Source organism: Mycobacterium sp., from assembly GCF_049280035.1.
Taxonomy (GTDB): Bacteria; Actinomycetota; Actinomycetes; order Mycobacteriales; family Mycobacteriaceae; genus Mycobacterium.
In genome coordinates this window covers 1-9,586 of sequence record NZ_JBAPPI010000467.1, presented here as the reverse complement: position 1 = coordinate 9,586, position 9,586 = coordinate 1, and the positions used below count along the sequence as shown (strand labels likewise).

The following is a 9,586-nucleotide window of genomic DNA, read 5'->3' as shown; positions in this document are numbered from 1 at the left end:
CGTTCCCGGAGATCCAGCAACTCGGCTATTTCGCCAAGTTGGCCGAAGAACTCGACATCGACAGCGCCGACGACGACTGGGCGGGCCCCGACGCGTTGCGCGAGATGGACCCCGCCGAAGTCAACCGCGTCGTCATCGCGCGACTGAGCGGCCGCATCCTGGCCATCATGGGCTACCCGAAGGGCAGCACGCTCGACGCCGATCAGCCGTTGACCGAATTGGGCATGGATTCGCTTATGGCGGTGCGTATCCGCAACACTGTTCGTGGCGACTTCGGTGTCGAACCGCCGGTGGCCCTGTTGTTGCAGGGTGCCTCGCTGGCTGCGCTGACGACCGACCTGATCCGTCAGCTGGGCCTCGAGACCGAGGAAAAGGCTGATAGCGGCAGCGGGGTTCGCGATAGAGCCAAGCAGCGCGCCGCGGCCCGGCAGCGAGCTGCGGCCAGGCGAAAGGTAGGGGATCGAGTGTGACCAGCAGCAGCGAACTGCCGCCTAACGCGATTGCGGTCGTCGGCATGGCGGCCAGGTTGCCCGGCGCCAACACGCTGTCGGCTTTCTGGGACAACCTGCGCCGCGGCGAGGAGTCGATCGTCACCTTGTCCGAAGACGACCTGCTGGCCGAGGGCATCCCCGAGAAGGCGCTGGCGAATCACGCGTACGTGCGGCGCGCCGCATTGGTGGACGGGATCGACGAATTCGACGCCGACTTCTTCGGCTTCACGCCGCAAGTAGCGCGCTCGACCGATCCGCAACATCGGCTGTTCCTGCAGACCGCGTGGCACGCGATCGAAGACGCCGGCTACGACCCCGCCAATATCGAGGGTTCGGTCGGCGTGTACGCGACCAGCACCACCAGCGGGTACCTGCTGCACAACATCATGTCTAACCACGACCCCAATGTGGTGATGGGACAAGGCATTACCTTCGACATGGTCAACCTGTCGTTGCAGAACGACAAGGACTACCTGGCTACCAAGGTGGCTCATGCGTTCAACCTGCGCGGGCCCGCGCTCTCGGTGCAGACGGCCTGTTCGTCGGCGTTGGTCGCGGTGCACCTGGCCTGCCAAAGCATCCTGAACGGCGAGTGCGAGATGGCGCTGGCCGGTGGCGCATCGCTGCGCATCCCGCATCACGTCGGGTATTGGTACGCCCCCGGATCGATGGTGTCGCCAACCGGCCATTGCCGGCCGTTCGACGTGCGCTCGGACGGGACGATTTTCGGCAGCGGCGTCGGTGTGGTGGTGCTGAAAGCGTTGCAGGACGCCGTCGATGACGGCGACCGCATCCACGCCGTGATCCGCGGATCGGCGCTGAACAATGACGGCGCGACGAAGATGACCTATGCCGCTCCCAACGCGGCCGGTCAGGCCGACGTCATCGCCGAGGCGCAGGCGATCGCCGACGTCGACTCGTCGACGGTGAGCTACATCGAGACGCACGGAACCGGCACGCCGCTGGGCGACCCGATCGAAATCGAAGGTCTGCGGCAAGCATTCGAGGTGTCCGAGGAGACACGTTCCGGTCCGTGCTATGTCGGCTCGGTCAAGTCCAACATCGGCCACCTGGAGTCGGCCGCCGGGATCGCCAGCCTGATCAAGGCGATCCTGTGCCTCAAGCACCGGGCAATTCCGGCGACGCTGCATTACACCAGCCCCAACCCCGAATTGCACCTCGACCGTGGACCCTTCGCCGTGCGCAGCGAATACGGCCGGTGGGAATGGGACGGCGTTCTGCGCGCGGGCGTCAGCTCATTCGGTGTCGGCGGCACCAACGCGCACGTGGTGCTCGAAGAGGCGCCGACTGTGCCGGTGTCAATACCGAAACCCGGCCCGCAGGTGCTGCTGATGTCTGCTCGAAGCAACGACGCACTGCAGCAGTCACGCTCGGCGCTGGCCGCCGAATTGTCCGGCGCCGATGAGGTCAGCCTGCCCGACGTCGCACACACCCTCACGCGCCGCCGCAAAGAGAATATCCGGATGGCCGCGATCGTCACAGATCGCCACGATGCGGTCGCGGTGCTGGAGGCGGCCGAGAACGACAACGTGTTCGTCGGCGAATTCGCGCAGAGTGGCGACAATTCGGAGCGAGTCGTCTTCCTGTTTCCCGGTCAGGGTGCGCAGCACATTGGGATGGCGCGCGGCCTCTACGATTCCGAGCCGGTGTTCGCGGAGCACTTCGATGAGTGCGCCGCGGGCTTCGGTGACGAGCTGAGCGTCGACCTGCGTGCGGAGATCTTCGAGGGCACAGCGCGCAATCTGGAACGCACCGACCGCACCCAGCCCGCCCTATTCACCGTCGAGTATGCGCTGGCCAAGCTTGTCGAGAGCTACGGCGTTCGCCCGGCGGCGATGGCCGGGCACAGCATCGGTGAGTACGTGGCGGGAACCATCGCCGGCGTCTTCGACATCGACACGGCCATCAAAGTGGTGTCGATGCGGGCCCGTCTGATGCATGCCGCGCCACGGGGAGTGATGGTCGCGGTGGCGCTGAGCCCCGATGCCGTTGCCGAGCACCTGACCGGTGATGTCGACGTCGCCGCGGTTAACGAGCCGGGTGGCTGCGTCGTCGCCGGGTCCGAGGAGAGCATCCGTCGATTCAACGATCGGCTCACCGAGAAGGGGATCGTCGCGCGTCGGGTCCGCACGTCGCACGCGTTCCACTCGCGGTTGATGGATTCGATGATTCCCGAGTTCACCGGCTTCCTCTCCCGGCAGACGCTTCGCGAGCCGCAAATTCCGTTGCTGTCCAACGTAACTGGAACCTGGCTGGCCGCCAGCGAGGCCATCAATCCCGCGACGTGGGCGCGCCAGGTTCGGTCGACGGTCCGGTTCTCCGACGAAGTCGATGTGTTGCTCGCCGATCCGCACCGCATCCTTGTGGAAGTCGGGCCCGGCGGCACGCTCACCGCGTCGGCGACTCGGCACACCAGGTGGTCCAGCGGACACAGCGCGGTGCGGTTGATGCGCCATCACGCTCAGAACCGTGCCGATCGAGACGCCTTCCTGCTGGCGCTTGGCCAGCTTTGGGCGGCGGGAGTCGATGTGGACTGGGCACCGCTGCGCGGCGGGCAGCCAGCGCATCTGGTGACGCTCCCCGGCTATCCGTTTGAACGCCAACGGCATTGGGTGGAGCACCGCGCGACAAGCTGGGCGGCCGATGCCGCGGTAACCAACGGTGCCGCCGGCTCGGCGCCAGGCGGGACTGCCGATGCAACCCATGCGGCCAAAAACGGCAAGTCGCCGATGGAGGCGACGCTGCAGCGAATCTGGGGGCAGTGCCTGGGCCTCAGCTCTGTCGACCGCAAGGCCAACTTCTTTGAGCTGGGCGGTGACTCGCTGGTCGCGATCAGCGTGGCGATGACCGCGTCCAACGAAGGGCTGGACCTCACACCGCAAGACCTCTACGACAACCAAACCATCGCCGCGCTCGCCAAAGCGCTGACGGCCCGATACACGGCAGGTGGGTTGGCACGCCAATCACCAGGCGACGTGACGCATCCGCCGGTTCCGCCGAACATCTCCTACTTCCTCGAGCATGGGGTCCGCGAGCACGGCCAGTGGCGTGTTCCGCTGATCCTGCAGCTTCGGCCCGATATTGCGGTGGACGACATCCGCGCGGTGCTCACCGCCGTCAGCAATCACCACGAAGCGCTGCGCCTGCGCGTCGTCGAACGGGCGGGCACGTGGGAGCAGGTTGTCGCCGAGCCGGCGGAACTGAACGAACTGGCCACCCGCGCTCTTCCCGACGACGTCTCGCCAGGAAGCCCGCAGGAGCGCGAAGCGCTGCTGACGATCCTGAGCCAGCAGATGCGGGAACAGGATCTGTCGAGCTCGCCGCTGATCGCCACCTATGTCCGTGGTGTGCCGGGCGGTTCGTGCTACCTCGCGATGAGTGTTCCGGCGATCGCCGCCGACAATGCGTCGCGCGATATCTTGCTCACCGACATCTTCACCGCGTTCGGCCAACGGTTGGCCGGTGAAGAGATTGCGCTGCAACCGATCACCACGCCGTGGGTCGAGTGGTCCCAGCGCTGCGCGGCGCTGGCCGTGCATCCCGCCGTCGTCGAAAGCCGCGACTTCTGGCTGCAGACGGCGACGGCCGCGAACCTGCGGGTTGCCGGCGACGACCGCGACGAAGCCCCGGGTGTCGCCGATCTGGCCCGGATTGCGTCGGCATTGACGGTCGCGGAGACCACCGAGATCGACGACGCGCGGCGGCGGCTGCGGGTGCCCATCGACGAAATGCTGCTGGCCGCGTTGAGCCGGATGATCGCTACTGCGGTCGGCGAGGGGACAGTCGCCGTCGACCTCAGCGGCGAGGGTCGATCGGTGCTCAAACCCGACATCGACCTGCGTCGCACGGTGGGCTGGTTCACCACCGTTTACCCGGTCGCGCTCACCTGTGCCAAGAGCGACGATTCCAGCGCCAAGCAACTGCTCGACGACGTGCACAGCATGCTGAATGCCGTCCCGCACTACGGGATCGGCTATGGCCTGCTGCGTTACCTGTACGCACCGACAGCGCGGAGGCTCGGCGCCACCGGCCCGGCCGACATCTACTTCTCCTACATCGGCACGATTCCCGACCTGCCGTCGCTGAGCGAAGACGTGGCTGTTCAGTTAGACACCGACACCGCGTTGCCGGTGCGCGAAGTGCTTCCCGGGCTCGGTCACGCAATAGAGTTCCGGGTGTTCCGCACGGCGGGCGTGTTGCACCTGGATTGGTGGTACGACACCCGCAGGGTCGACGCGGCCACCGTGCAGTCGCTGGCCGACGGGTTCTCACGAACACTGATGGAGCTGATTCGGGAAGCCCTCGCCGAGGACGAACTGGACTCCGGCAGCGACGAAATGGAACTGGTGGACTTGTCGTAGTGTTTCCATCATCGGTCATTCGCAAGCTGGCGCTTAGCGAGGAGATGCTCGCCGAGACGCACAACTTCGTGGGCCTTGCCGCACACCTGGAGGGTCCGATCGATGTCGACGCATTGTCGGACGCCTTCGATCTTCTGCTCGAGATGCACCCGGTCCTCACCGCCCGCCTCGAGCGCGGCGCCGATGGCCGTCACGAACTCGTCGCCGATGATCTCATGCACTCGGGACTCGAAGTGGTGGAAATCGACGGGCCGGACACTGAAGCCCCCCCACCGCATTTCGACCAAGCCGAGTCGCTGGTGCACCTCCGGCTGTTCATCCGCGACGGACAAGCGCATCCCACGCTGTACGTCCATCACGCCCTCGCCGACGGTCATCATATGTACGGCCTCATCGAGGAGTTGTTGTCCTTCTACACCGATCTGGTCGCCAACGGACGCACCGGCCCGGTGACCGCCCAGCCTGCGCCGGAATCGATCGAGACCGTGCTCGCCGACCGGGGCATCAAAAAGGGGCCGCGCTCGGGTATCGAGCGGTTCATGCCGGCGTTGTTCGCCTACGATCTTCCGCCGTCCCGGAGAGCCGACACCGGCGTCAAACCTACTTCGCCCGTGCGAGTTCCGATGGTGTCGTGCCAGCTGAGCGAAAGCCAGACACACGCCATCGTCGAGCTCTGCCGTGCGCAAAAGCTCGGTCTGCACTCCGTGCTGTCCGCCGTTATCCTCATGGCGGAGTGGGAGGTTCGGGGCAAGCTGAACATCCCGGTGCCGTTCATCTATACGGTCGACCTGCGGTACTTTCTCTCGCCGCCGGTGTCGGCGACCGGGTGCACGAACCCGGTGGGGTTGGGGACTTATCTGGCCGAGATCGACCGCAAGACCGCCGTGATCGACCTCGCCCGCGACATCGCCGAGACGTTTCGGAAAGACTTGGACGACGGTGTGATCCAGCAGTCCCGGCTGCACTTCAGCCCGCAATATGTCGGCAACGCACCGGGGATGCCCGACGTGGTCTTGCTTTCCGACAACGGTCTGGTCCCTCCGGTGCGTACACCTCCGGGAGTAGAAGTGACCGCCACCCACGGTGAGTTGTACTTCGCGGTCAGCGCCGGAATCGAGATCTACTTCACCCAGATATACGCCGATCGGCTCAACGTCGAGTACCACTCGCATGGGCCCGAGCCGGAGAAGTCGATCGAGGCAATTCATTCGCTGCTCTGCGCCGTCGCCGAGCAGTACGCCGCCAGCGGTGTCAGTTAACCGGCCCGAAGGCGTAGCGGTGGTATTGAAATGTTCGGCGCAGCGGTGGGAGAGCGCGGACCAGCTGCTTCATCAACCGGAAGACGCCCGACGCACGCCCGAAAGTGCTCGCGTCGAAGAACGTTACGGCGGACAGCAACCGGACTCCGGAGACTCGGTCGGTGATGTCGGCCGGTTTGTTGACGGCCCAGTGCAGGGTCGAACCGGACTGCCGCTGCAGCCGGTGTGTCCGCTGCGACCGGACTATGACCCAGTTGTAGAAGTCGATCTGCAGTTCGCCGGATCCGAACCTGTCGACGACGTGTTGCAGCAGCGCCACACCGTCATCCTCGGTCAAATACATGCTGATGCCCTCGGCCAACAGCAATGTCGGGCGGCCGACCGGAATTTGGTCGAGCCAGGACGGGTCGGTCGCCGCAGTGGCAACCAGATGGTATGCCGGACGGCTCGGAAAAACCTTCTCGCGCAACGAGATTACCGCCGGATAGTCGACGTCGTACCATTCCACGCGGGGACCGGGATCCAGTCGGAACACCCTGCTGTCCAGACCGCAACCCAGGTGGATCACCGTGGCCTGCTCGTGGGCGGCCAGGAACTGGGCGGCCCAGATGTCGAACTGGGCGGTTCGCACCGTCACCAGCGGCGTCCAGCGGTCGGTGACCTTGAGTTCGCCCCAGTCGTAGTCGATTCGGGCGACGGCCTCCTTGGCGAATTCATCGCCCAAAATCGGCTGGTCCCAATCGGCATCGAGCGCCTTGCAGTACAGCGTGGTCAGCATAGTCTGCGCCGGACCGCTGAGGTCGATGGAAACTTTCTCGGTCACGACCCCCAAGGGTAGTGGTGATCGCAAGCGCGGCGGAGCCGGGCGCGGCGGGTCACCACGCAAAAGCTAGTGTGCGAAATTTGACGATGGAGGTGGCATGACGGATACGACCAGTGCCGGGCGTGGCGAGCGGCCGCCGCGGGTTTTGCTGCTGTACTACTCCTACACGGGGCAGTCGCAAAAGGTGCTCGAGGCCGCGGGGGAGGTGTTCTCGGCCCGTGGAGCCGACGTGCACAAGGCCCAGATCGAGTTCACCGATCAGAAATACGCCGAGAAATTCTCCCGCTTCCCGATGCGTCGAGTGTGGCCCGACATGATGAGTGTGCTGGGGGCGCAGAAACGCGGTGAAACCGGGGAGATCAAAATTCCCGACGCGGCGCGGGACGGCGACTACGACCTGATCTGCATCGGCTCACCGACCTGGTGGCAGACCGTCAGCATGCCAATGCGATCCTTCCTGAAGTCGGATGAGGCGCGAAAGCTGTTGTCCGGCAAGCCGTTTGCAGTGTTTGTCGTGTGCCGTCTGTATTGGCGGGAAAATCTCGAAGCGGTGCGCGAGCTCGCTGGGCAACAGGGCGGGCGGTACGTCGACGAAATTCATTTCACCTATCCCGGCGACTCGCTTCGCTCCATGCTGTCGCTGACCAGCTACCTGGGTTCAGGTGAGTACCGCCAGAAATACCTGGGTCTTCGCATCCCGCCAACCAACGTGCAACCCGAGCAGTTGGAGCAGACGCGGACTTTCGCTGCCCACCTGGCGGATGAGTTGTTCGGTAAGCGATAAGGAGTTCGGTTTACTATGCCGCATTCGTTCGATATGTCGGCCGACTCGCCCGCAACTGTCGAACAGGTTCATTCGGCGTTTTGCGACGAGGACTATTGGCTGGCCCGGCTTGCGACCCTCAACGGGAGCACCGCGCTGGAATCTTTGATCGTCGATGACGACCAGACCGTGCGGGTGTCCACCACCCAGGACCTGGGCCGCGACCTGCTGCCCGGGGTGGTCGCGAAGTTCTATCGCCGCGATCTGAAAGTTCGCCATACCGAGACGTGGAGACCGATCGAGGGTCAGCTGCGCGGAAAGATCGGTGTCGTGGTGTCCGGGGCGCCGGGATCCGGTTCCGGCACCGCATTGCTGGCACCGACGCACAACGGTTCGCGGCTGACATTTGCGGGAACTGTGGAATTCAAAGTCCCACTGGTCGGTGGCACGATCGAGAGCTTTATCGCGCGCGAATTCGCGCGAGGAATCCCGGACATTCAGCACTTCGTCGCTAAGTGGATAACCGAGCAGGCCTGACGCCGCTTCGGAAAACGTTGAGGTAGGAAACGACAGATGACTGACACGCCGAACTCCGCCTCTCCCTACGCCGATGCGTTCCGGTTTGCGCCGACCACGGCCGAGGCGCTCGCCGGCCTCAACATGCCGCTACTCGACGCGATGATGACTCAGCGGGCCGTGCGTCGGGTTCATCCCGACCCGGTCGACGACGCAGTGGTGTTGAAGTGCATCGAATTGGCGCTGCGCGCGCCGACCGGCGCCAACGGGCAGAACTGGGAGTTCATTGTCGTCAAGGACCGCCGCGTGATGGATAAGCTCGCCCACCGCTACCGCGAGGGCTGGAAGTACTCCTACGGCGGGCTGCTCAAGGGCGCCGGTGACCGCGACGAGTCGATAGCGAAGGTCATCCGTGCGGCCCAGTGGCAGGTCGATCACTTCACCGAGGTCCCGGTCCTGGTGGTGGCTTGCCTGCGACTGACCGTCCGCGAAGGGCGCGTGCCGTTTTCGCTGATGCCCCATGCCGGCGTGTCGGGATACTGGGGGTCGATCTATCCCAGCGTGCAGAACTTGTTGCTCGCCGCTCGTGCCATGAGTTTGGGTGCATCGCTGATCACCTTGCCGCTGTGGCGACCGGGGCGGGCACGGAGAATCCTTGGTCTACCTCGCTCGGTGACGCCGTGCTGCGTCGTGGCGCTCGGCTGGCCGCGCGGGCGTTACGGACCGACGACCCGCAAACCGGTCGAGCAGGTGACGCATCTCGACGCCTACGGCAACCGCGTCTGGCTCCGAACCGGCCCGGCGTCGGCTAGCTGACTTGTCCAATATGTTGGACATTTTTCCAAATTTACACTGCGGTAAGCGAATTGTGAGCCTGGTCACGAAACGATTTCGGCGAATTCCTTCAGTTTCTGTTCGAACTGAGATTCTCTTAGTGTAAGTTCATCGTTCACGGGTCAACCGAACAGATTTAGGGGGCGTCATGCAGGCTGCTTCGCGTCCGTATGCCCTGGCCGCCGCAGTGCTCGCTGCGACCAGTGCGGTCGCCGTCACGCCGATCGCGGCGCGGCCCTTCGAGCTCCCCATGCGCAGCACCGAGACAAGTCTGGTCGACGCATCCATCGCCAATATTCCGATCAACCTGTTCGACGACATCATCAACATCCCGGCCAACGAGATTTATGCAACACAGTTCTTCACGGACAATCTGTTGATGGCCGGCCCGTGGTTCGTTGTCAGCCCGACGAACCTCTGGGGAGTCGACCCCGGAGATCCGACTCACTTCATGTCGGTAACGAACTTCTTGCTTCCGTTCCCCGCGTTGAGCGGAATGAACGCTCCTGAAACCGATT

Annotated in this window: 7 protein-coding genes and 1 pseudogene; 7 read left to right on the top strand and 1 reads right to left on the bottom strand. The window is 64.4% G+C overall.

Translation table 11 applies throughout. The annotated features are described in order from the left end of the window. The 3 genes from WAN71_RS15435 to WAN71_RS15425 all read left to right on the top strand — a co-directional run. Window positions 1-470 (top strand): acyl carrier protein (locus tag WAN71_RS15435; protein ID WP_422226165.1); only part of this gene is annotated, 470 nt, incomplete at its 5' end. Then, window positions 467-4,873 (top strand): type I polyketide synthase, encoded by a 4,407-nt coding sequence (locus WAN71_RS15430; RefSeq protein WP_422226164.1) that lies wholly within the window; start codon window positions 467-469, stop codon window positions 4,871-4,873. The genes WAN71_RS15435 and WAN71_RS15430, both read left to right, overlap by 4 nt. Beyond that, window positions 4,873-6,132, top strand: coding sequence for a phthiocerol/phthiodiolone dimycocerosyl transferase family protein (locus WAN71_RS15425; protein ID WP_422226163.1), 1,260 nt, complete (start codon window positions 4,873-4,875; stop codon window positions 6,130-6,132). The genes WAN71_RS15430 and WAN71_RS15425 overlap by 1 nt, the downstream gene beginning before the upstream one ends. Here WAN71_RS15425 and WAN71_RS15420 read toward each other — a convergent pair. After that, a complete protein-coding gene (locus WAN71_RS15420; protein WP_422226162.1) occupies window positions 6,125-6,955 on the bottom strand; it encodes a class I SAM-dependent methyltransferase in 831 nt (276 codons plus the stop codon). The two genes, WAN71_RS15425 and WAN71_RS15420, sit on opposite strands and share 8 nt — an antisense overlap. A gap of 97 nt (window positions 6,956-7,052) precedes the next feature. On the opposite strand from WAN71_RS15420, the gene WAN71_RS15415 reads away from it, so the two are divergent. The 4 genes and pseudogenes from WAN71_RS15415 to WAN71_RS15400 all read left to right on the top strand — a co-directional run. Next, window positions 7,053-7,739 (top strand): flavodoxin family protein, encoded by a 687-nt coding sequence (locus WAN71_RS15415; RefSeq protein WP_422226161.1) that lies wholly within the window; start codon window positions 7,053-7,055, stop codon window positions 7,737-7,739. A 15-nt stretch (window positions 7,740-7,754) separates the two neighbouring features. Next, entirely contained in the window at window positions 7,755-8,255 is a 501-nt protein-coding gene (locus WAN71_RS15410) for a DUF2505 domain-containing protein (RefSeq protein WP_422226160.1), read from the top strand. A 36-nt stretch (window positions 8,256-8,291) separates the two neighbouring features. Next, window positions 8,292-9,050, top strand: a complete 759-nt coding sequence (locus WAN71_RS15405; protein ID WP_422226159.1) for a nitroreductase family protein — start codon at window positions 8,292-8,294, stop codon at window positions 9,048-9,050. A 166-nt stretch (window positions 9,051-9,216) separates the two neighbouring features. Next, window positions 9,217-9,586: pseudogene (locus tag WAN71_RS15400) on the top strand (hypothetical protein); the annotation flags it as partial.